Source organism: Pseudomonas sp. B329 (assembly GCF_023127835.1).
GTDB lineage: Bacteria > Pseudomonadota > Gammaproteobacteria > Pseudomonadales > Pseudomonadaceae > Aquipseudomonas > Aquipseudomonas synxantha_A.
On record NZ_SPKP01000021.1, the window covers coordinates 47,469 to 68,664 of the forward strand.

20 protein-coding genes are annotated in these 21,196 nt (G+C 58.1%); 4 read left to right on the forward strand and 16 right to left on the reverse strand.

The genetic code is table 11. The annotated features are described in order from the left end of the window. Positions 1-3: 3 nt before the first annotated feature. The 5 genes from tpiA to rlmE form a co-directional block, all read right to left on the reverse strand. The gene (tpiA, locus tag E4P00_RS12600) at positions 4-759 is read right to left on the reverse strand and encodes a triose-phosphate isomerase (protein WP_005791483.1); all 756 of its coding nucleotides are present in this window, start codon (positions 757-759) and stop codon (positions 4-6) included. Positions 760-825: 66 nt separating this feature from the next. Continuing rightward, positions 826-2,163: a phosphoglucosamine mutase gene (gene glmM / locus E4P00_RS12605; protein ID WP_005791485.1), complete on the reverse strand. Its 1,338-nt coding sequence runs from the start codon at positions 2,161-2,163 to the stop codon at positions 826-828. 16 nt (positions 2,164-2,179) lie between these two features. Continuing rightward, complete coding sequence (gene folP / locus E4P00_RS12610; RefSeq protein ID WP_032879443.1) at positions 2,180-3,031, reverse strand: dihydropteroate synthase; 852 nt, start codon at positions 3,029-3,031, stop codon at positions 2,180-2,182. A gap of 8 nt (positions 3,032-3,039) precedes the next feature. Further along, positions 3,040-4,950 carry an ATP-dependent zinc metalloprotease FtsH gene (gene ftsH, locus E4P00_RS12615; protein WP_032803717.1) on the reverse strand — a complete coding sequence of 637 codons (1,911 nt, stop codon included), beginning with the start codon at positions 4,948-4,950 and terminating at the stop codon, positions 3,040-3,042. Positions 4,951-5,150: 200 nt separating this feature from the next. Continuing rightward, positions 5,151-5,801 (reverse strand): 23S rRNA (uridine(2552)-2'-O)-methyltransferase RlmE, encoded by a 651-nt coding sequence (gene rlmE / locus E4P00_RS12620; RefSeq protein WP_003194199.1) that lies wholly within the window; start codon positions 5,799-5,801, stop codon positions 5,151-5,153. A gap of 106 nt (positions 5,802-5,907) precedes the next feature. On the opposite strand from rlmE, the gene E4P00_RS12625 reads away from it, so the two are divergent. Continuing rightward, the gene (locus E4P00_RS12625; protein WP_003176146.1) at positions 5,908-6,216 is read left to right on the forward strand and encodes a YhbY family RNA-binding protein; all 309 of its coding nucleotides are present in this window, start codon (positions 5,908-5,910) and stop codon (positions 6,214-6,216) included. Positions 6,217-6,225: 9 nt separating this feature from the next. On the opposite strand, the gene E4P00_RS12630 is transcribed toward E4P00_RS12625, so the two are convergent. From E4P00_RS12630 to grpE, 8 genes are all read right to left on the reverse strand, one after another. Further along, complete coding sequence (locus E4P00_RS12630; RefSeq protein ID WP_005791492.1) at positions 6,226-6,630, reverse strand: hypothetical protein; 405 nt, start codon at positions 6,628-6,630, stop codon at positions 6,226-6,228. Between the two features lie 28 nt (positions 6,631-6,658). Continuing rightward, positions 6,659-7,135 carry a transcription elongation factor GreA gene (gene greA / locus E4P00_RS12635; RefSeq protein ID WP_005791494.1) on the reverse strand — a complete coding sequence of 159 codons (477 nt, stop codon included), beginning with the start codon at positions 7,133-7,135 and terminating at the stop codon, positions 6,659-6,661. Further along, a complete protein-coding gene (gene carB, locus E4P00_RS12640; protein ID WP_005791497.1) occupies positions 7,132-10,353 on the reverse strand; it encodes a carbamoyl-phosphate synthase large subunit in 3,222 nt (1,073 codons plus the stop codon). The genes greA and carB overlap by 4 nt, the downstream gene beginning before the upstream one ends. Before the next feature lie 105 nt (positions 10,354-10,458). Next, positions 10,459-11,595: a glutamine-hydrolyzing carbamoyl-phosphate synthase small subunit gene (carA, locus tag E4P00_RS12645; protein ID WP_005791498.1), complete on the reverse strand. Its 1,137-nt coding sequence runs from the start codon at positions 11,593-11,595 to the stop codon at positions 10,459-10,461. A gap of 259 nt (positions 11,596-11,854) precedes the next feature. Beyond that, positions 11,855-12,661: a 4-hydroxy-tetrahydrodipicolinate reductase gene (gene dapB / locus E4P00_RS12650; protein WP_005791500.1), complete on the reverse strand. Its 807-nt coding sequence runs from the start codon at positions 12,659-12,661 to the stop codon at positions 11,855-11,857. A gap of 10 nt (positions 12,662-12,671) precedes the next feature. Then, complete coding sequence (gene dnaJ / locus E4P00_RS12655) at positions 12,672-13,796, reverse strand: molecular chaperone DnaJ (protein WP_005791501.1); 1,125 nt, start codon at positions 13,794-13,796, stop codon at positions 12,672-12,674. 317 nt (positions 13,797-14,113) lie between these two features. Next, the gene (gene dnaK, locus E4P00_RS12660; RefSeq protein ID WP_005791503.1) at positions 14,114-16,036 is read right to left on the reverse strand and encodes a molecular chaperone DnaK; all 1,923 of its coding nucleotides are present in this window, start codon (positions 16,034-16,036) and stop codon (positions 14,114-14,116) included. 102 nt (positions 16,037-16,138) lie between these two features. Beyond that, the gene (grpE, locus tag E4P00_RS12665) at positions 16,139-16,699 is read right to left on the reverse strand and encodes a nucleotide exchange factor GrpE (protein ID WP_005791505.1); all 561 of its coding nucleotides are present in this window, start codon (positions 16,697-16,699) and stop codon (positions 16,139-16,141) included. A gap of 254 nt (positions 16,700-16,953) precedes the next feature. On the opposite strand from grpE, the gene recN reads away from it, so the two are divergent. Then, positions 16,954-18,627 carry a DNA repair protein RecN gene (recN, locus tag E4P00_RS12670; RefSeq protein ID WP_248131636.1) on the forward strand — a complete coding sequence of 558 codons (1,674 nt, stop codon included), beginning with the start codon at positions 16,954-16,956 and terminating at the stop codon, positions 18,625-18,627. Between the two features lie 86 nt (positions 18,628-18,713). Here recN and fur read toward each other — a convergent pair whose 3' ends face one another. Further along, complete coding sequence (fur, locus tag E4P00_RS12675; RefSeq protein ID WP_003194220.1) at positions 18,714-19,118, reverse strand: ferric iron uptake transcriptional regulator; 405 nt, start codon at positions 19,116-19,118, stop codon at positions 18,714-18,716. A 98-nt stretch (positions 19,119-19,216) separates the two neighbouring features. On the opposite strand from fur, the gene E4P00_RS12680 reads away from it, so the two are divergent. Beyond that, complete coding sequence (locus E4P00_RS12680) at positions 19,217-19,744, forward strand: outer membrane protein assembly factor BamE (RefSeq protein ID WP_005791510.1); 528 nt, start codon at positions 19,217-19,219, stop codon at positions 19,742-19,744. 63 nt (positions 19,745-19,807) lie between these two features. Here E4P00_RS12680 and E4P00_RS12685 read toward each other — a convergent pair whose 3' ends face one another. Beyond that, positions 19,808-20,110 carry an RnfH family protein gene (locus E4P00_RS12685; protein WP_216092109.1) on the reverse strand — a complete coding sequence of 101 codons (303 nt, stop codon included), beginning with the start codon at positions 20,108-20,110 and terminating at the stop codon, positions 19,808-19,810. Beyond that, the gene (locus tag E4P00_RS12690) at positions 20,103-20,537 is read right to left on the reverse strand and encodes a type II toxin-antitoxin system RatA family toxin (protein ID WP_005791512.1); all 435 of its coding nucleotides are present in this window, start codon (positions 20,535-20,537) and stop codon (positions 20,103-20,105) included. The genes E4P00_RS12685 and E4P00_RS12690 overlap by 8 nt, the downstream gene beginning before the upstream one ends. Positions 20,538-20,704: 167 nt before the next feature. Here E4P00_RS12690 and smpB point away from each other — a divergent pair, with 167 nt between their 5' ends. Then, a complete protein-coding gene (gene smpB, locus E4P00_RS12695; RefSeq protein ID WP_005791513.1) occupies positions 20,705-21,187 on the forward strand; it encodes an SsrA-binding protein SmpB in 483 nt (160 codons plus the stop codon). Positions 21,188-21,196: the final 9 nt, after the last annotated feature.

Sequence of the window (21,196 nt, forward strand, 5' to 3'; positions counted from 1 at the left end):
TTTTCAGTTTCCCGCGGCGCGACAGATCGCACCGAACTCATCTGCATTCAGGGAAGCTCCACCAATGAGCCCCCCATCGATATCCGGCATGCCGAACAGTTCGACCGCATTGGCCGCCTTCACGCTGCCGCCGTATAGAAGCCGCACACCTTGCGCGACTTCAGAATTCTCTGCCGCCAACTGCGCGCGGATGGCTGCATGCACATCCTGCGCCTGTTGCGGTGTAGCAGTCAGTCCGGTGCCAATGGCCCAGACCGGCTCGTAAGCAATAACCGCCTTTGCAAACGCACCAACACCCAGCTCCTCGATGATGCTGCCCAGCTGACGCGAGACAACTTCAAGAGTCTTGCCCGATTCGCGCTGCTCAAGGGTCTCCCCTATGCACAACACCGGAACCAAGCCACAAGCCTGTGCCGCGGCGAACTTGCGATTGAGCGTCGCATCCCGCTCGCCCATCATCTGACGGCGCTCGGAGTGCCCAACGAGTACATAGGCACAACCCGCATCAACCAACTGACTCGGCGAAATCTCACCGGTCAATGCGCCTTGCATGGGCTCCACCGCAGAATTCTGCGCGCCGACCTGGATCGACTTGCCCTTCAAGCCATCAACCACTTGGTTGATATGCAAGCAAGGTGGGAAAACCGCGACATCAACACCGCTAGGCAAGGCCAAGTGACGAAGGCCATTGATCAGCTCAGCGACACTGGCGCGGGTACCGTGCATCTTCCAGTTACCAGCTACCATAGTGCGACGCATGCTGTACCCCGTCGGTCAAAGTGGGCGCAGATGTTACCCAACCACACCATCACTGGCAAGCCGAATTCAGGCGCAAACTTCAGTTACCAGTTTTGCCAGGTCTTCGGCATGGCCGCGAACCTGGGTTTCGTCCTCGCCTTCGACCATGACACGCACCAGAGGCTCAGTGCCCGACTTGCGCAACAACACACGCCCACGCCCAGCCATTGCCTGGGTAACACGCTCACAAGCCTCTTTGACGGCAGGGTGCTCGATCGGATTTTCACCACCGGCAAAACGCACATTGAGCAGCACCTGCGGACACTTGCGCAGGGCCTGACGCGCCTGCGCCAGGCTCTCGTCACGACGACGCAAGGCCAGAAGCACCTGCAGCGCAGCGATGATGGCGTCGCCCGTAGTCGTATGCTGGAAGCATACGACGTGTCCCGAGTTCTCGCCGCCTACCAGCCAGTTACGCTCCAGAAGCTCGGCGATCACATAACGGTCGCCGACATTGGCGCGGATAAACGGAATACCCAACTCCGCCAATGCCAACTCAAGCCCCAGGTTGCTCATGAGGGTACCCACGACGCCGCCCTGCAGCTTGTTACGCTCATGCAGATCACGGGCAATGATGAACAGCAAATCATCACCATCCACAATCATGCCGGTGTGATCCACCATCAGCACACGATCACCGTCGCCATCGAACGCGATACCCAGGTCCGCATGTTCGGCCAGAACCGCCGCCTGCAGTTGCTCCATATGCGTGGAGCCGCAGTTGTCGTTGATGTTCAAGCCGTTAGGCTGAGCCGATAGTACAGTGACCTGCGCTCCCAGCTCCTTGAAAACACTTGGCGCTACCTTGTAGGTCGCACCATGGGCGCAATCGACAACGATCTTCAGCCCGGCAAAATTGGTACTGCTCGGCACGCTGCTTTTGCAGAATTCGATATAACGGCCGGACGCATCATTGATACGCGACACCTTGCCCAGCTTGCTGGATTCGACCACCGTCATCGGCGCATCCAGCAGCTCTTCGATCATCAACTCGATCTCGTCAGGCAACTTGGTGCCCTGCCCCGAGAAGAACTTGATGCCATTGTCGTCATGCGGGTTGTGCGACGCACTGATCACAATACCGGCTTCAGCGTGAAAGGTACGCGTCAGGTAAGCGATCGCTGGCGTCGGCATGGGCCCCAACAGCATTACGTCGGCGCCGGCAGCAGATAAGCCTGCCTCAAGCGCGGATTCAAACATATAACCCGAAATACGGGTGTCCTTGCCAACCAGGATCCGGCACGCCCCCATGCTGCGGAACGCCATGCCTGCCGCCCAACCCAACTTGAGCATGAAATCAGGGGTAATCGGAAACTCGCCAACCCGACCACGGATGCCGTCGGTGCCAAAGTATTTTTTAGTCATAAGTGCTCCATCATTCTTATTCGGCTGATTCTACAGCGGCAATCATGCGCACCACATCCACCGTCTCGGCGACATCATGCACACGCAAAATACGAGCGCCCTTGGTCACGGCAAGCGCTGCAAGGGCGAGGCCGCCGTACAAGCGCTCACCCACCGGGCGATTCAAGGCCAGCCCTATCATGCTCTTGCGCGACACACCGACCAGCAGCGGCCGACCAAGGGCATGCAGCGCCTCCATATGCTTGAACAGGCTTAAATTATGTTGCAGGGTCTTGGCAAAGCCAAACCCCGGGTCAAGGATGATCTTTTCGCACGCGATGCCCACCTCGACACACTGAGCGATCCTGTCTGCCAGGAACCCAGTGACCTCACCGACCAGGTTGTCGTAGTGAGGACTGTCCTGCATGTTACCGGGCTCACCCAGCATGTGCATCAGGCACACCGGCAGGCCGGTCGCTGCAGCTGCATCGAGAGCACCGTCACGCCGCAACGAACGCACATCATTGATGAGCCCCGCCCCCAGACGCGCGGTTTCACGCATTACCGCGGGAGTTGAAGTGTCCACAGAAATGATCACATCCAGCTCACGGGCGATACGCTCGACAATGGGCGCTACCCGCTCAAGCTCTTCCAACGGGGATACCACACGAGCCCCAGGCCGAGTGGACTCGCCGCCCACATCAATCAAGGTCGCGCCGGCAGCCACCATCGCCTCGGCATGACGCAACGCGGCATCCAGCTGGCTGAAACGGCCACCATCGGAAAAGGAATCAGGAGTTACATTGAGAATACCCATGACATGCGTATGGGCCAAATCAAGAACCCGGTTGCCGCAAGGCAACCGGGTAGAGGACAAAGCAGAAGTCATTTCAAACCTTAGTGGTCAGCTGCCGGGCCGCCGATCGGGGTCTCAGGGCGTTCGTTCTGAACGACGGGTGGGGTACCCGAAGTACCTGAACCACCTTCCCAATCGCGAGGCTCACGCGGTGTGCGACCGGCCATGATGTCGTCGATCTGATCGGCATCAATGGTCTCGTACTTCATCAGCGCATCAGCCATGGCATCAAGCTTGTCGCGGTTATCGGTGAGGATCTGCTTGGCCGTGCCATAACACTGGTCAATGATGCTGCGAACTTCGGAGTCGATCAGCTTGGCAGTCTCACCGGAGAAGCTGGCACTTTGACCGCCACCACCACGACCGAGGAACACCTCACCCTCTTCCTCTGCATACATCAAAGGACCGAGTTTTTCCGACAAGCCCCACTTGGTCACCATATTTCGTGCAATCTGGCTGGCACGCATGATGTCATTGGAAGCACCTGTGGTGACGCCATCGAAGCCCAGGGTCATCTCCTCGGCAATCCGCCCGCCATACAGCGAACAGATCTGGCTGATCAATGCACGCTTGGAGAGGCTGTAGCGATCCTCTTCCGGCAGGAACATGGTCACACCCAGCGCACGGCCACGAGGAATGATCGACACCTTGTAGACCGGGTCATGCTCAGGCACAACGCGACCAACAATGGCGTGACCGGCTTCGTGATAAGCCGTGTTCTGCTTCTCTTTCTCGGACATGACCATGGATTTGCGCTCAGCGCCCATCATGATCTTGTCTTTTGCCAATTCGAACTCTTTCATTTCAACAATGCGCTTGCCGGTACGGGCAGCAAACAACGAAGCCTCGTTGACCAGGTTGGCCAGGTCGGCACCGGAGAAGCCAGGCGTACCACGGGCAATCACAGCCGGAGCCACGTCGTCACCCATTGGCACCTTGCGCATGTGTACTTTCAAAATCTGTTCACGACCGCGGATATCCGGCAGGCCAACCACGACCTGACGGTCGAAACGGCCCGGGCGCAGCAACGCCGGGTCCAGTACGTCCGGACGGTTGGTCGCGGCGATGACGATAATGCCGTCATTCATCTCGAAACCATCCATCTCTACCAGCAACTGGTTGAGGGTCTGCTCACGTTCATCATGACCACCACCCATGCCAGCGCCACGATGGCGACCAACGGCATCGATCTCATCGATGAAGATGATGCACGGCGCATGCTTCTTGGCCTGTTCGAACATATCGCGAACACGGCTGGCGCCCACACCGACGAACATCTCGACGAAGTCAGAACCGGAAATAGTGAAGAAAGGCACCTTGGCTTCGCCGGCAATCGCCTTGGCCAGCAAGGTTTTACCGGTACCTGGCGGACCTACCATCAACACGCCGCGAGGAATACGACCACCAAGGCGCTGGAACTTGCCCGGATCACGCAGGAACTCGACCAACTCACCCACTTCTTCCTTGGCTTCATCGCAACCTGCAACGTCAGCCAGGGTAGTCTTGACCTGGTCCTCGGAGAGCAGGCGCGCCTTGCTCTTGCCAAAGCTCATCGGCCCGCCCTTGCCTCCCGCACCACCTTGCATCTGGCGCATGAAGAACATGAACACGGCGATAATCACCAGGATCGGGAAGCTTGCCACCAGGAGCTGAGTCCAGATGCTTTGCTGTTCAGGCTGCTTGCCTTCGACAACCACGTGGTTATCCACCAGGTCACCGATCAGACCGTTGTCCTGGATTGCCGGACGAATGGTCTTGAAGCTGTCGCCGTCGTTGCGCTTACCGGTAATCACGTAGCCATCAACCGCTACGCGCTCGACCTTGCCATCCTTAACTTGCTGGATGAAGTCGGAATAGTTGAGGGTCTGCGGCTCGTTAGGGCTGGAGAAGTTGTTCATCACCGTCACCAGGACAGCCGCGATGATCAACCACAGGATCAGATTCTTTGCCATATCGTTCAATTAACTACCCTCTGAAGCAAGCTCCGCTACTGGCGCGCGCTTCGCATGATATTCACCGGCCTAACTTACTACATTACCTACAACTCTGGCAGGCGCCGTCTGTAACCCTTTGTGAAACTTTGACTACACAATATTCGTAAAGCTTCGTGACGAAAGCGATATAAAAAAACCTATCGCCCTCCTCGAATTTCTCAAAAACGCTCTTCGCTCGCTGCGCCTTCAACACCGCGGTAGCCACGGCACAGCAGATACTGCTCCCTGGACCGGTCACGGGAAGAGTCCGGTTTACGGGTCTGCACCTTGTCGAACAACTTGCGAATGTTCTTGTGGTACTCGTCGAAACCTTCGCCCTGGAAGACCTTCACCAGGAAATCGCCACCCGGACGCAACACCCGACCTGCCAAATCCAGCGCCAGCTCACACAGGAACATGGCACGCGGCATATCAACAGCCGGTAATCCACTCATATTGGGGGCCATGTCGGAAATCACAAGGTCTACCTGCGAATTTCCCACAGCCTCCAGGATCTCGGCCAATACCTTGTCTTCGGTAAAGTCGCCGTGAACAAAGGTCACGTCCGGGATGCTGTCCATCTCGAGGATGTCGGAAGCGATCAATCGGCCTTGCCCACCAATCAGACGACTGGTCACCTGGGACCAGCCACCGGGGGCCGCGCCGAGATCGATAACGCTCATGCCCGGACGGATCAGTTTATCCTTGTCCTGGATCTCCAGCAGCTTGTAGCTGGCCCGGGAACGGTAGCCGTCCTTTTGCGCCTTTTTGACGTAAGGATCATTGAAATGTTCTTGTAGCCACTTAAGGCTGGTTTTGGAACGGGCCACGGGCCACCTCGAAAAATAAAACGGGTCGTGATTAACTGGGCGGTCCCGGACTCGCTCGGGTAAACTGGCCGCCGCTTTTTACAAGATCAGACGCAGGGGTCAGATTATGCCGCTCACTCAAGAGCAGAAGAAACAGTACAAATCCATTGGCCACCATCTGAAACCAGTTCTGATTGTGGCAGACAACGGGTTGACTGAAGGTGTTTTAGCCGAATTTGAACGCGCACTGAACGATCACGAACTGATCAAGATCAAGGTCAATATCCTTGATCGCGAAGCGCGTTTGGCCGCCGTTGCAGAACTGTGCAAGGTGGGCAAAGCGGACCTGGTTCAGGTCATCGGCAAAATGGCGCTGCTGTATCGCAAGAACTTCAGCGTCAACAAGCAACTGTCGAACGTTCATCGCTTCAAATGATGAAAAGGGTCACGGGCGTGCTTCGCGCGCCCTGCCACTCCACCCCGGCGCCGGCTGCATGACCAGCACCAAACCGGAAAACCCTAGCACAAGATAGCTGAATAACTGCCAGCGCAACGCTTGCGGCAGCCAAATATACACCACGCAAAACATCGCGCACGCATACAGCGACATCAACAGCAGTTGCCCGCGAATGTCCCGCCATAAACTCTCAAAGCCCTCAGCCTTGACCAGCACTAAAGCCTGGAGCAACACACACGCCGCCGCAAAACCCACCAGCAGCGCGCTAAGCAATTTGTCGATCTCATCGATCAGCAACGGTGCCAGACCAATAAGGCCCAGCACCGGTAATACACCCATATGCAAAAGCCACAGGCCGCCCACCCAAAGCATCTGAGAGAGCTGCCAAAGCATGGCGCCCGCACGTAGCGGGCGCCGTCTTTCAGATGTGGCGGACTTCGACAATCTCGTACTCGATGACGCCGCTCGGCGTTTTCACGGCAACGACGTCACCCTCTTCCTTGGCAATCAAGGCGCGAGCGATCGGCGAGCCGACAGAGATCTTGCCTTGCTTGAAATCAGCCTCATCCTCACCCACGATCTGGTAAGTCACGCTTTCGTCAGTCTCGACGTTGGCGATTTCCACGGTCGTGCCGAAAATCACCTTGCCGGTATGCGGGATGGTCGTGACATCAATGATCACCGCATTCTGCATGCGGCCCTCGATATCACGAATCCGCGCCTCGACCATACCCTGCTGCTCACGAGCAGCGTGGTATTCGGCGTTTTCCTTCAAGTCACCCAGCTCGCGGGCCGTACCGATGTCCTGGCTCAGCTTCGGACGTACAACCTTGGTCAGATGGGCGTGCTCCTCTTCCAGGGCCTTGGCGCCCTGGACGGTCATTGGGTATTTGATCATGCCTTCAATCCTGCGTGTAGATCCTGCAAGCGACGCACGGTCTTTTCCGGACCGAACTTGAGCGCTTCGCAGATAGCTTCGCCAGCAGCAATGGTGGTGGTGCAGTAGATCTTGTGCTGCAAGGCATTACGACGAATGGAGTAGGAATCCGCGATCGACTGACGACCTTCGGTGGTGTTGATGATCAGCGTGACTTCGTCATTCTTGATCATGTCGACCACATGCGGACGGCCTTCCGTCACCTTGTTCACGCGACGTACTTTCAAGCCCGCAGCCTCGATCAGCTTGGCGGTCCCGGCAGTCGCGACAACTTCAAAGCCCAAGTTGATCAGATCACGGGCCACGCCCGCAACCAGTGGCTTGTCGTCATCACGCACGCTGATAAATGCAGTACCGCCGGTCGGCAGCACTTCGCTGGCACCCATCTGGGCCTTGGCGAACGCTTCACCGAAGGTATCGCCCACGCCCATCACTTCACCGGTGGACTTCATCTCTGGGCCCAGGATCGGGTCCACACCAGGGAATTTGGCGAATGGGAACACCGCCTCTTTCACGCTGTAGAAGTTTGGAATGATTTCCTTGGTAAAGCCGATTTCCTTCAAGGTCTTACCGGCCATCACACGGGCAGCGATCATGGCCAGGGACACACCGATGCACTTGGATACAAACGGCACGGTACGCGAGGCACGCGGGTTGACTTCAATGACGTAGATGTCTTCGCCTTGCAGCGCCAACTGAACGTTCATCAGGCCGACCACACCCAGCTCGAGGGCCATTTTCTTGACCTGTTCGCGCATCTCGTCCTGGATGTGCGCCGGCAGCGAGTACGGCGGCAGCGAGCACGCGGAGTCACCGGAGTGAACGCCGGCCTGCTCGATGTGCTGCATGATCGCGCCGATCACTACGTCAGTACCGTCGCATACCGCATCCACGTCCATTTCGATGGCGCAGTTGAGGAAGTGGTCCAGCAGCACCGGGCTGTCGTTGGACACTTTCACCGCATCACGCAGGTAGCGCTTGAGTTCGTCTTCTTCGTAGACGATTTCCATCGCGCGACCGCCCAGTACGTAGGACGGGCGCACCACCAGCGGGTAGCCGATCTTGCTGGCTGCACGGATGGCTTCGTCTTCGCTGCGCACAGTAGCGTTTGGCGGCTGACGCAGGTTCAGGCGCTCAACCATCTGCTGGAAGCGCTCACGGTCTTCGGCACGGTCGATAGCGTCCGGGCTGGTACCGATGATCGGCACGCCGGCAGCTTCCAGGGCACGCGCCAGTTTCAGCGGGGTCTGGCCGCCGTATTGGACGATCACGCCCTTAGGCTTCTCGACGCGGCAGATTTCCAATACGTCTTCCAGCGTTACCGGCTCGAAGTACAGACGGTCGGAGGTGTCGTAGTCGGTGGAAACGGTTTCCGGGTTGCAGTTGACCATGATGGTCTCGTACCCGTCTTCGCGCAGGGCGAGGGCGGCGTGTACGCAGCAATAGTCGAACTCGATACCCTGGCCGATACGGTTCGGACCGCCGCCCAGGATGATGATCTTGTCGCGATCCGACGGCGCGGCTTCGCACTCTTCCTCATAGGTGGAGTACATGTAGGCAGTGTCGGTGGCGAACTCTGCGGCGCAGGTGTCAACGCGCTTGTAGACCGGAAAGATATCCAGCTTGTGGCGATGAGTACGCAGGTTCTTCTCGGTCACACCCAGCAGCTTGGCCAGACGCTGGTCGGAGAAGCCTTTGCGCTTGAGGCGGAACATCAGGTCGCGGTCGATAGACGACAGGCCCAGAGTTTTGACCTTCTCTTCTTCCTTGATCAGATCTTCGATCTGCACCAGGAACCACGGATCGATCATGTTCATGCCGAAGATATCTTCGACGCTCAGGCCGGCACGGAAGGCGTCAGCCACGTACCAGATACGCTCGGCACCCGGCACGGTCAGCTCGCGCTTGAGGATGCTCATGCTTTCCGGATTGCTCAGGTCGAGCTTCTCGTCCAGGCCGCAAACACCGACTTCCAGGCCGCGCAGGGCTTTCTGCAGGGATTCCTGGAACGTGCGGCCGATCGCCATGACTTCGCCGACCGACTTCATCTGGGTGGTCAGGCGTGCATCAGCCTTGGCGAACTTCTCGAAGGCAAAGCGTGGCAGCTTGGTCACAACGTAGTCGATAGACGGCTCGAAAGACGCCGGCATAGCGCCGCCGGTGATTTCGTTTTGCAGCTCGTCCAAGGTGTAGCCGATAGCCAGCTTGGCAGCGATGCGCGCAATCGGGAAGCCGGTAGCTTTCGAGGCCAGCGCCGAAGAACGCGATACACGCGGGTTCATCTCGATCACGACCATGCGGCCGGTGTCCGGACAGATGCCGAACTGAACGTTGGAACCGCCGGTTTCAACGCCGATCTCGCGCAGTACCGCCAGGGAGGCGTTACGCAGGATCTGGTATTCCTTGTCGGTCAGGGTCTGCGCCGGAGCTACGGTGATCGAGTCACCGGTGTGCACGCCCATCGGATCGAAGTTTTCGATGGAGCAGACGATGATGCAGTTGTCCTTTTTATCGCGGACCACCTCCATCTCGTATTCTTTCCAACCGATCAGCGATTCGTCGATCAGCAGCTCTTTGGTCGGCGACAGGTCCAGGCCACGCGCGCAGATTTCTTCGAACTCTTCACGGTTGTAGGCAATGCCGCCACCGGTGCCGCCCATGGTGAAGGACGGACGGATAATGCACGGGAAGCCCAGGGTCTCAAGGACCGCATTGGCTTCTTCCATGCTGTGGGCGATACCGGAACGCGGGCACGCCAGGCCGATGGACTTCATGGCCTTGTCGAAACGCGAACGATCTTCAGCCTTGTCGATGGTGTCGGCATTGGCACCGATCATCTCTACGCCGAACTTTTCCAGGACGCCTTCGCGCTCCAGGTCCAGGGCGCAGTTCAATGCAGTCTGGCCGCCCATGGTTGGCAGCAGCGCGTCCGGACGCTCTTTCTCGATGATCTTGGCAACGGTCTGCCATTTGATCGGCTCGATGTACGTCGCATCGGCCATGGCCGGGTCGGTCATGATGGTGGCCGGGTTGGAGTTCACCAGGATGACGCGGTAGCCCTCCTCACGCAGGGCCTTACAGGCCTGGGCGCCGGAGTAGTCGAATTCGCAGGCCTGGCCGATCACGATCGGGCCAGCGCCGAGAATCAGGATGCTTTTTATGTCTGTACGTTTTGGCATGGGTTTGTCACTCAAATCCGCAGGTCAGTCGGCAAGCCGTCTAGAACAATCCTTGAAGAGCCTGCGGGGGCCACCGTGGTTCGGGGCCGCCCGCAGAGCACTCAGTCAGCGTCGCTTGGCCATCTCATTGATGAAACGGTCGAACAGCGGCGCTACGTCGTTCGGGCCCGGGCTGGCTTCAGGGTGGCCCTGGAAGCTGAACGCGCTCTTGTCGGTGCGCTCGATGCCCTGCAGGGAACCGTCGAACAGCGACTTGTGAATGGCGCGCACATTACTCGGCAAGCTGGCTTCATCCACCGCAAAACCGTGGTTCTGGCTGGTGATCATCACAACGCCGGTGTCCAGGTCTTGTACCGGGTGGTTGGCACCGTGGTGGCCGTGGCCCATTTTCAGGGTCTTGGCGCCGGAGGCCAAAGCCAGCAGCTGGTGACCAAGGCAGATACCGAACACCGGAATGTCGGTTTCCAGCACGTCCTTGATGGCCTGGATAGCGTAGTCGCATGGCTCGGGGTCACCCGGGCCGTTGGACAGGAACACGCCGTCCGGCTGCATCGCGAGCACGTCGCTGGCAGGTGTTTGCGCGGGCACCACGGTCACGCGGCAGCCACGCTCGACCAACATGCGCAGGATGTTGTACTTGACGCCGTAGTCATAGGCGACCACGTGGTAAGGCAGATCGGCAGCCTCGATAGTCGCGTGGCTGTCGGTCTTCAGATCCCACACAGTGGAACGCCACTCGTACTTCTCTTTGACGCTGACGACTTTCGCCAGGTCCATGCCTTTCAGGCCAGGGAAGCCTTGTGCTGCGGCAATCGCCGCCTCGTCGGAAATATTGTCACCGACCATGATGCAGCCATTCTGCGAGCCTTTTTCACGCAGGATACGCGTGAGGCGGCGCGTATCGATACCGGCGATCGCCACAACATTGTTGGCTTTCAGGTAATCGGACAGCGACATCGTGTTACGCCAGTTGCTCGCAACCAGTGGCAGGTCACGAATCACCAGACCGGCCGACCAGACACGATCAGACTCGACATCTTCCGGTGTAGTACCGGTGTTGCCGATGTGCGGATAGGTCAGGGTAACGATCTGTTGGGCGTAGGAAGGATCGGTAAGGATTTCCTGATAGCCGGTCATGGCGGTGTTGAACACCACCTCTCCAACGGTTTGACCGTCGGCTCCAATGGCTTCGCCGCGAAAAATGCTGCCATCAGCAAGGGCGAGTATGGCTGGCTTAGTCAAGAAGACCTCCCGTAAATAAAGCCTGAAAGGGCGATCGCAGGTTGTAAAAAAGCGGAGTGACGTATGGACACGTCACCCCGCTTCTTCATCGAATTATTCTGCGCGCTTTTAGTGGACACACTAAAGCTGTAGCTTACAGAAAAAGGCTTTTTGGGTCCACCGCTAATGAGCCTTAAAGGCAGGAGAATGCGACAGGACGTCGCTTAGCGGGTAAAAACGGGGCCTCAGGATAATCCCGAGGCCCCATTTAAGCTACTGATTAGTGCAGATCCAACACGTCGCGCATGTCATACAGGCCCGGCTCGCGGCCTTCCAACCAGAGTGCAGCTCGCACTGCGCCCTTGGCGAACGTCATGCGGCTTGAAGCCTTGTGCGTGATCTCCAGGCGCTCGCCTTCGGTGGCGAACAACACCGTGTGATCGCCAACCACATCACCACCGCGCACGGTTGCAAAGCCGATGGTGTCGCGCGCGCGCTCACCGGTATGGCCTTCACGCCCGTATACCGCCACTTTCGATAGATCGCGGCCCAGCGCATCAGCGATAGCTTCACCCATGCGCAACGCAGTGCCCGACGGCGCATCGATCTTGTGGCGGTGATGAGTCTCGATAATCTCGATATCGGCTTCGTCACCCAGCACACGCGCTGCCAGGTCCAACAATTTCAGCGACAGGTTCACGCCAACGCTGAAGTTGGCAGCAAAGACGATCGGAATATCCTTGCCCGCCTCCACCAGCAACTGCTTCTGCTCAGCACTCAAACCAGTCGTACCGATCACCATGGCCTTGCCTGCCTTGCGGCAGAAGGCCAGGTTTTTCAGCATCACGTCAGGCAAGGTGAAATCGATGAGCACGTCAAACTCGTCAGCCACCTGCTCAAGGCTGCCCGTCAACGAGACACCGATGCGGCCCAACGACGCCAACTCACCGGCATCCGCACCGATCAACGTGCTGCCGGGGCGAACAATCGCCGCCGTCAGCCCGGAGGCCGGCGAGCGTTGCTGCACCGCCTCGACCAGCGTCTTGCCCATGCGCCCGGCAGCGCCCATTACGGCTATACGTCGCATATTCACGTCCTTACAGGTCGCCGAAGAAGCGTTTCACGCCATCGAAGAAGCCAGTGGTTTTCGGCGAATGGGAGTCATCGCCTTCCAGCGAGCTGCGGAACTCTTCGAGCAGTTCGCGCTGACGACGGCCCAGGTTGACCGGGGTTTCCACCGCCACACGACACATCAGGTCGCCCGCACCGCCACCGCGCACTGGCGCAACGCCTTTGCCACGGATGCGGAACTGCTTGCCAGTCTGTGTCCCCTCGGGAATCTTGAGTTTGACTCGACCATCAAGGGTCGGAATCTCCAACTCACCGCCCAGGGCCGCATCGACAAAGCTGATCGGCACTTCGCAGAACAGGTGTTTGCCATCGCGCTGGAAGATCGAGTGCTCACGCACATTGATCACCACGTACAGGTCGCCAGTCGGACCACCCTGGGTACCCGCCTCGCCTTCGCCCGACAGGCGAATACGATCGCCGGTATCCACACCCGCCGGCACTTTCACCGAGAGGGTCTTGTACTCTTCAACACGACCTTCGCCGTGGCAGGAATCGCACGGGTCGGAAATGATCTTGCCCTGGCCATGGCAACGCGGGCAGGTTTGCTGCACCGAGAAGAAGCCCTGCTGCATGCGCACCTGACCGATGCCACCACAGGTCGGGCACGTGATCGGCGAGGAGCCTTTCTTGGCACCCGAACCGTCGCACGGCTTGCAGTTAACCAGCGTCGGCACACGAATATTGACGCTGGTGCCGCGCACGGCTTCTTCCAGATTCAACTCCAGCGTGTAGCGCAAGTCACTGCCACGCTGCGCGCCGCCACGTTGACCGCCACGGCCACCGCCGAAGAAATCGCTGAACACGTCGCCGAAAATATCGGAGAAGTTCTGACCGCCGAAACCAGCGCCACCACCACCCATGCTCGGGTCGACGCCGGCATGACCGTACTGGTCGTAGGCCGCACGCTTATTGGGATCACACAGGCATTCGTAGGCCTCATTGGCCTCTTTGAACATCTCTTCGGATTCTTTGTTATCCGGATTACGGTCGGGGTGGTGCTTCATCGCCAGGCGACGGTAGGCCTTCTTCAGGTCCGCCTCGCTGGCCCCGCGCTCCACACCCAATACTTCGTAATAGTCACGCTTTGCCATAAGTCTTTGCACTCTTAAGGACGTTCGACCTGGCCCTCCTGAACCCTGCCAAACTCGTTGAGCCCCAATACAGGCCCGGACCCAACTCACGTCAATTCAACGATCCTGGTCATTACTGCTTTCAGCCAGGGACCCGGCCAAAAACGCGGTGAATGCCATTCGGAAAGCAGGAGCATTCCCGATCACACCGCCAGCATCCGAGCGTTGTCGCATGCTGTAAAAATTCGCATACCCCAGACACGCCAACGCGGGAGCAAGCTCCCGCGCGGCGACATCCTACCAGTCACCGCTTGTGAGCGGTCAACCGGGCGACCAAGTTACTTCTTCTGGTCTTCTTTGACTTCTTCGAACTCGGCATCGACAACATCGTCGTGCTTGGCTTCTGGCTCTGCCTGCTGCGCAGCACCGTCAGCCGGCTGGCCTTGTTCGGCGTACATTTTCTGAGCGACCGGTGCGGAGACTTTCGACAGCTCCTCGATCTTGGCTTCGATGGCAGCCTTGTCGTCACCTTTGATGGCGGCTTCCAGGGCAACCAAGGCCGCTTCGATTGCGGTTTTCTCTTCTTCGGTCACTTTGTCGCCAGCATCAGCGATCATCTTGCGAGTCGAGTGAACCAGCGCATCACCCTGGTTACGGGCGCCAGCCAGTTCAGCAAACTTGGCATCCGCATCAGCGTTGGCTTCTGCATCACGAATCATCTGTTGAATTTCTTCATCAGACAGACCGGAGTTGGCCTTGATGGTGATCTTCTGCTCTTTGCCGGTTGCCTTGTCTTTCGCGCCGACGTGCAGGATGCCGTTGGCGTCGATGTCGAAGGTCACTTCGATTTGTGGCACGCCACGTGGTGCTGGTGGAATCTCAGCCAGGTCGAACTTGCCCAGGGACTTGTTCTGCGCGGCTTGCTTGCGCTCACCTTGCAGCACGTGAATGGTCACGGCGCCCTGGTTGTCATCGGCAGTCGAGAACACCTGGGATTTCTTGGTAGGAATCGTGGTGTTTTTCTCGATCAGCGCAGTCATCACGCCACCCATGGTTTCGATACCCAGGGTCAGCGGGCTCACGTCCAGCAGCAATACGTCTTTTACGTCACCGGCCAATACCGCACCCTGGATGGCAGCACCCATGGCAACAGCTTCGTCCGGGTTCACGTCTTTACGTGCTTCTTTGCCGAAGAACTCGGTTACCAGCTTCTGCACCAGCGGCATACGGGTCTGACCGCCGACCAGGATCACGTCGTTGATCGAGCCAACGTCGATACCGGAGTCTTTCAGTGCGATACGGCAAGGCTCGATGGTGCGCTGAACCAGGTCTTCAACCAGAGCTTCGAGCTTGGAGCGCGAGATTTTCACGTTCAAGTGCTTAGGACCGGTAGCGTCTGCAGTGATGTACGGCAGGTTGACGTCGGTCGACTGAGCGGAAGACAGCTCGATCTTGGCCTTTTCAGCGGCTTCTTTCAGGCGCTGCATGGCCAGCGGGTCACCCTTGAGGTTCATGCCGCTTTCTTTCTTGAATTCGTCTACGAGGTAGTCGATCAGACGGATGTCAAAGTCTTCACCACCCAGGAAGGTGTCGCCGTTGGTGGCCAACACTTCGAACTGGTGCTCGCCGTCAACTTCTGCGATCTCGATCACGGACACGTCAAAAGTACCGCCACCCAGGTCGTAGACGATCACAGTGTGGTCGCCCTTGGCCTTGTCCATGCCGTAAGCCAGAGCGGCTGCGGTTGGCTCGTTGATGATACGTTTTACGTCCAGACCCGCGATGCGGCCGGCGTCTTTGGTTGCCTGGCGCTGGCTGTCGTTGAAGTAGGCCGGAACGGTGATCACCGCTTCAGTCACTGCTTCACCGAGGTAGTCTTCGGCGGTCTTCTTCATCTTTTTCAAGATTTCAGCCGAAATTTGCGGCGGCGACATTTTCTGGCCGTTTACTTCAACCCAGGCGTCACCGTTGTCGGCCTTGGCGATTTTGTAAGGGACCATCTTGATGTCTTTCTGTACGACTTCTTCGTCGAACTTACGACCGATCAAACGCTTTACCGCATACAGGGTGTTATGCGGGTTAGTCACAGCCTGACGCTTGGCCGACTGACCGACGAGGATTTCACCGTCGTTGGCGTAAGCGATGATCGATGGAGTGGTACGTGCGCCTTCGGCGTTTTCGATAACTTTTGCAACGCCGTTTTCCAGCACGGAGACGCAGGAGTTGGTGGTCCCCAGGTCAATACCGATAATTTTGCCCATGATTTACTCTCCCGAACTTTGAATTTGGTTGCCGCAGCAGTTGTGGCTAACTGCGGTAGCACTTAAACGCTTGACTTATAGATGGGGGCCTTGCGGCGGATTTCAAGCCTGCTCATCAATAGAAGGTGCAGCGGGTGCAGGAGCCTTGCTCACCACCACCATTGCCGGGCGCATCAAGCGACCATTGAGCTGGTAACCCTTCTGGAACACCTTCATCACGCTGTTAGGCTCCAGGTCGTGGCTTTCCTGCATGGCCATGGCCTGGTGATGCTCAGCATTGAACGGCTCGCCGCCTTGCGGATCGATCGCTTCCAGCTGATAACGCTTCAGGGTGTCCTGGAACATTTTCAGCGTCAGCTCGATACCTTCACGCATTGGGCGGATGTTTTCGTCGGCCGGGTCAGACAACTCAAGACCACGCTCAAGACTGTCGATGATCGGCAGCAGATCGCCAGCGAATTTTTCCAGCGCGAATTTGTGAGCCTTTTCTACGTCCTGCTCGGCACGGCGGCGGACGTTCTGCAGATCGGCGGCAACACGCAACGATTGATCCTGCGCAGCGGACAATTGCTCTTCGAGCACTTGCACGCGGGTGGCCAGCTCATCACCGGCAGCCGCATTGGCGTCTGGAGTTTGCGTATCCTGCGTCTGTTCGTCAGCCATAGATTTCTCCTTTCAAAATCATGCGCGATCTCGACTCGCGCTTCTGTTCCGGTATATGGGGCCACAATTTCCAGGTTCAAGGGCGCGGGCGTTACCAAAAGTCTTTCGCATGACTCAGATCATTTCCTGCTCCTACATTCCTCATCGCGCTAAAAAAAGCTGTTGATCAAGCAAATCGAGCTAAGCGCCAGGATTGTCAGCCACAAACAAAACACTGTATAAATAACCAGACCTCAAGCCTGGGAGCGGCCGTCATGCTCGTGCACCTGTCTGTACATAACTACGCAATCGTTGAACATCTGGATCTCGAACTGGATCGCGGGATGAGCGTAATCACAGGCGAAACCGGCGCCGGCAAGTCGATCATGCTCGACGCCCTCGGCCTGACCCTCGGCGACCGCGCCGACAGTGGCGTGGTACGCCCAGGCTCCGACAAAGCCGATATTCTGGCCACCTTTGACCTGGCCGACATTCCCGAGGCCGAGGCATGGCTGGTCGAGCGCGACCTGAACAATGAAGGCCCGTGCATCTTGCGCCGGGTGATCACTGCCGAAGGTCGCTCCCGCGGCTATATCAACGGCACGCCGTGCCCACTTGGCGACTTGAAAGCCCTGGGTGAGCTGCTGATCGATATCCACAGCCAGCATGAACACCAGTCCCTGCTCAAAACCGATACTCACCGCCGACTGCTCGACGAATACGCCGGCGCCACCGACCTTGCCCGCCAGGTTCAACTGGCCGCCCAACGCTGGCGCCAGACACGCCAGGAACTGGAACGCCTCTCCAACTCCGGCGATGAACAACGCGCCCGCCACCAACTGCTCAGCTATCAACTCGAAGAGCTTGAAAGCCTGGGCCTGGGCGAGACCGAACTGGAGCAGCTTGAGCAGGAACACAAGAACCTGACCAATGCAGAGACCTTGCTGGGTATCTGCCGCCAGGTCGTCGAGCAATGCAGCGAGAGCGACTCGGGCAATGTGCTCAACGCACTGACAGCCAGCCTCAATCGCCTGTCCAGCGTGAACAATGCTTCCGGCTCGTTGAATGAGGCCACTACCCTGCTCACCAGCGCACAGATTCAGGTTGAGGAAGCCGTCGGCGAACTCAACCGCTTCCTGGACCACTTCGATGCCGATCCGGCGCGCCTGCAGGAAATAGAAGAGCGCCTGGACACCATCTATACCCTGGCGCGCAAGCATCGAATCCAGCCCACTGAACTGGCTGCCATGCAACAGAAGCTGCTGGATGAAATCGACACACTGAACGCCAACGACGAGTCCATCGAGCGACTGGGCGAGGAGCTCGCTTCGTTTGCCCGCCATTATCAGGAAAAGGCCCAGGAGCTGAGCGACCTGCGCCAACAGGCCGCCACCAGCCTGGCCAGCGCCGTCGAGCAGGAAATCCAGCGCCTGGGTATGCCGGGCGGGCGCTTCACCATCGAACTGCGCGCCAACGCCAGCCACGAACTGCAGCCCCATGGGCTGGAGCAGGTAGAACTGCTGGTCAGCGCCAACCCGGGTCAGCCACTCAAGGCCCTGGCCAAAGTGGCCTCAGGCGGCGAGTTGTCGCGGATCAGCCTGGCGATCCAGGTGATCACCGCGCAGACCTCACGGGTACCAACGCTGGTATTCGATGAAGTAGACGTTGGCATCGGCGGGCCAACCGCAGAAATTGTTGGCCAATTGTTGCGTCGCCTGGGGGATCGCGGCCAGGTAGTTACGGTGACTCACTTGCCGCAAGTGGCGGCTCAAGGGCATCAACATCTATTTGTGCACAAGGTGCGCGGCAGCGACGCGACGCACACGGCCGTCTCCAAGCTGAACAAGTCGGAACGGGTAGAAGAAGTTGCGCGGATGCTCGGCGGTATCGACCTGACCAAGGAGTCGTTGGCTCACGCGAAAAAAATGGTCGTGGCCGCGAAGGCTTGAACGGGTACTTTTACTCTTTATAGAAAGCACGAAGGCGACCCTAGGGTCGCCTTCAATCGTTTCGCAGAGCAAAACTGCGTCGATTTTTACTTTTTCTTACGGATGTACAGCACCAGATTATGGTCGACCAAATCGAAACCGTGCTCCTCAGCAATCTTATGCTGCAGCGCTTCGATTTCAGGGCTGGTGAACTCGATAACCTCATTGGTATCCAGATCAACCATGTGGTCATGGTGACCACCGTCAGCCAGTTCGAATACTGCATGACCGCCGTCGAAATTATGGCGAACCACCAGCCCTGCGGCTTCAAACTGGGTCAGTACACGGTAAACCGTGGCCAGGCCGACGTCCTCGTTAGACTCCATCAGCGCCTTGTAAACATCCTCGGCACTCATGTGGCGTTGCTCAGCAGAATCGAGCATTTGTAGAATCTTGACTCGTGGCAGAGTCACTTTGAGACCGGCTTTGCGTAGTTCGCTATTTTCAACCATGGTTAGCTTTCTCGCGGATGCTGCTTCGCAGCTTCTCTTAATACGGGTATGATCGGCGTTTACGTTGTCCCAGCCAAGATAGTGGAAGTCGCCCACCGATGCAAAACACCAAGCTCTTGCTAACCAGTTTCACCTTTGTGGGACTGCTCGCACTCGCCGGTTGTTCATTCCCCGGGGTTTACAAAATCGACATCCAGCAGGGCAATGTCGTCACGCAGGACATGATAGACCAGTTACGCCCGGGAATGACCCGACGGCAAGTACGGTTTATCATGGGTAACCCCCTGCTGACCGACACATTCCATGCCGATCGCTGGGATTATCTCTACAGCCTGCAGCCCGGTGGCGGTGAACGCCAACAGGAGCGCGTCAGTGTCATCTTCAATGGCAATGACCAGCTCGTGAGCCTGTCCGGTGACTTCATGCCCGGCGTAAGCCGCGATGAAGCCTTGCTGGGCAAGGACAGCGGCACCAACGTGACCGCGCCTGCGCAGGAAGCCGAAAAGCCGAAATCCGAGGTGCCGGCCAAGCCAGGCTCCTTGCTGGACCAGATCCAGAAAGACGTCGACGGCGTCGAAACTGTACCCGTCCCGACGCCACAGCCTCTGGACACCAGCCCGCAATAATTTTGCGGCGCTCGATAAAAAGCCCGGCATGCCGGGCTTTTTGTTGCCTGCCAATTGGCAAGCTCAGGTGTTCTGTCGCTTGAGCATCGCCGCCTTGGCCGCGCGCAGCCTGCGTATTTCCTTGGGGTCTGCCAGCAATGGCCGATAGATCTCGATCCGATCTCCCGCCTGCACGGCACGCACATCAGCGTCCGCCACCACCTTGCCGAAGATACCCAGCGGGCAGTCAGCCAACGCCAACTGCGGAAAATGCTCTGCAATGCCCGACGCCAGCACTGCCGCCCTCAGGCTTGTGCCCACCGGTATCGCCACCTCCAGCAGAACCTGGCGACCCACATCGGCATACACTACTTCAATATCAACCATGCAATTGCTTGGCTCGCTGACAGAAAGCGTCCACCAAAGTATTTGCCGCCTGATTGAACAGTGGCCCCAACGTCGCCCGCACAATGGGGCCGGCGTAATCAAATGAAAGATCCAGACTGATCTTGCAGGCCTTATCTGTCAGCGCCTTGAACACCCACACGCCGTGCAGCTGGGTGAACGGCCCTTCCTGCAAATTCATTTCAATGGATTTGCCCGGCACCAGCACATTGCGCGTAACAAAATGCTGGCTGAGGCCCCCCTTGGCCACACCAACACTGGCGACCATGTGCTCATCACTGCTCTCCAAAACCTCGGCAGTCGAGCACCAAGGCAGGAATTCCGGGTAACGCGCCACGTCGTTGACCAGGTCATAGAGCGCCTGTGCCGGATAGGGCAGCAGGGCCGAACGTTGAATATGCGTCGTCATGTGAGCGTTACTTCCACTGCTTAAGGCAAACGTCGCGAAAGTACAGCCCGATCCGCGAGAGAAAAAAACCAAAGAACTGCCCGTATTGTCCGGGATTCGTCCAACACGCTCAAGCACGCAGGTTGACCGTAGCCGACACGCTCGCAACTCCCTATAATGCCGCCCCTATGGCTAAACAAAAGAAACACCCCACAGGGACCATCGCGCAAAATAAAAAGGCGCGACACGATTACTTCATCGAACATCGGTTCGAGGCTGGTCTGGTCCTGGCCGGCTGGGAAGTAAAAAGTCTGCGTGCCAGCAAACTGCAGCTGGTCGACAGCTATGTGCTGCTCAAGGATGGCGAGGCGTGGCTGCTCGGCAGTCATATCACCCCGCTGACCACCGCGAGCACCCACGTGATTGCCGACCCGGTGCGCACGCGCAAGCTGTTGCTCAATGCCCGCGAACTCGAAAAGCTCGCCGCGGCCGTGCAGCAAAAAGGCTACGCGTGCGTCTGCCTGTCGTGGTACTGGAGCAAGCACCTGGTCAAGTGCGAAATCGCATTGGGCAAGGGCAAGAAGGAATACGACAAGCGCGACACCGAACGCGAGCGCGACTCCAATCGCGAACTGCATCGCGCCGTGCGCAACAAGGGCAAGGAAGACTAACCCTTGTGA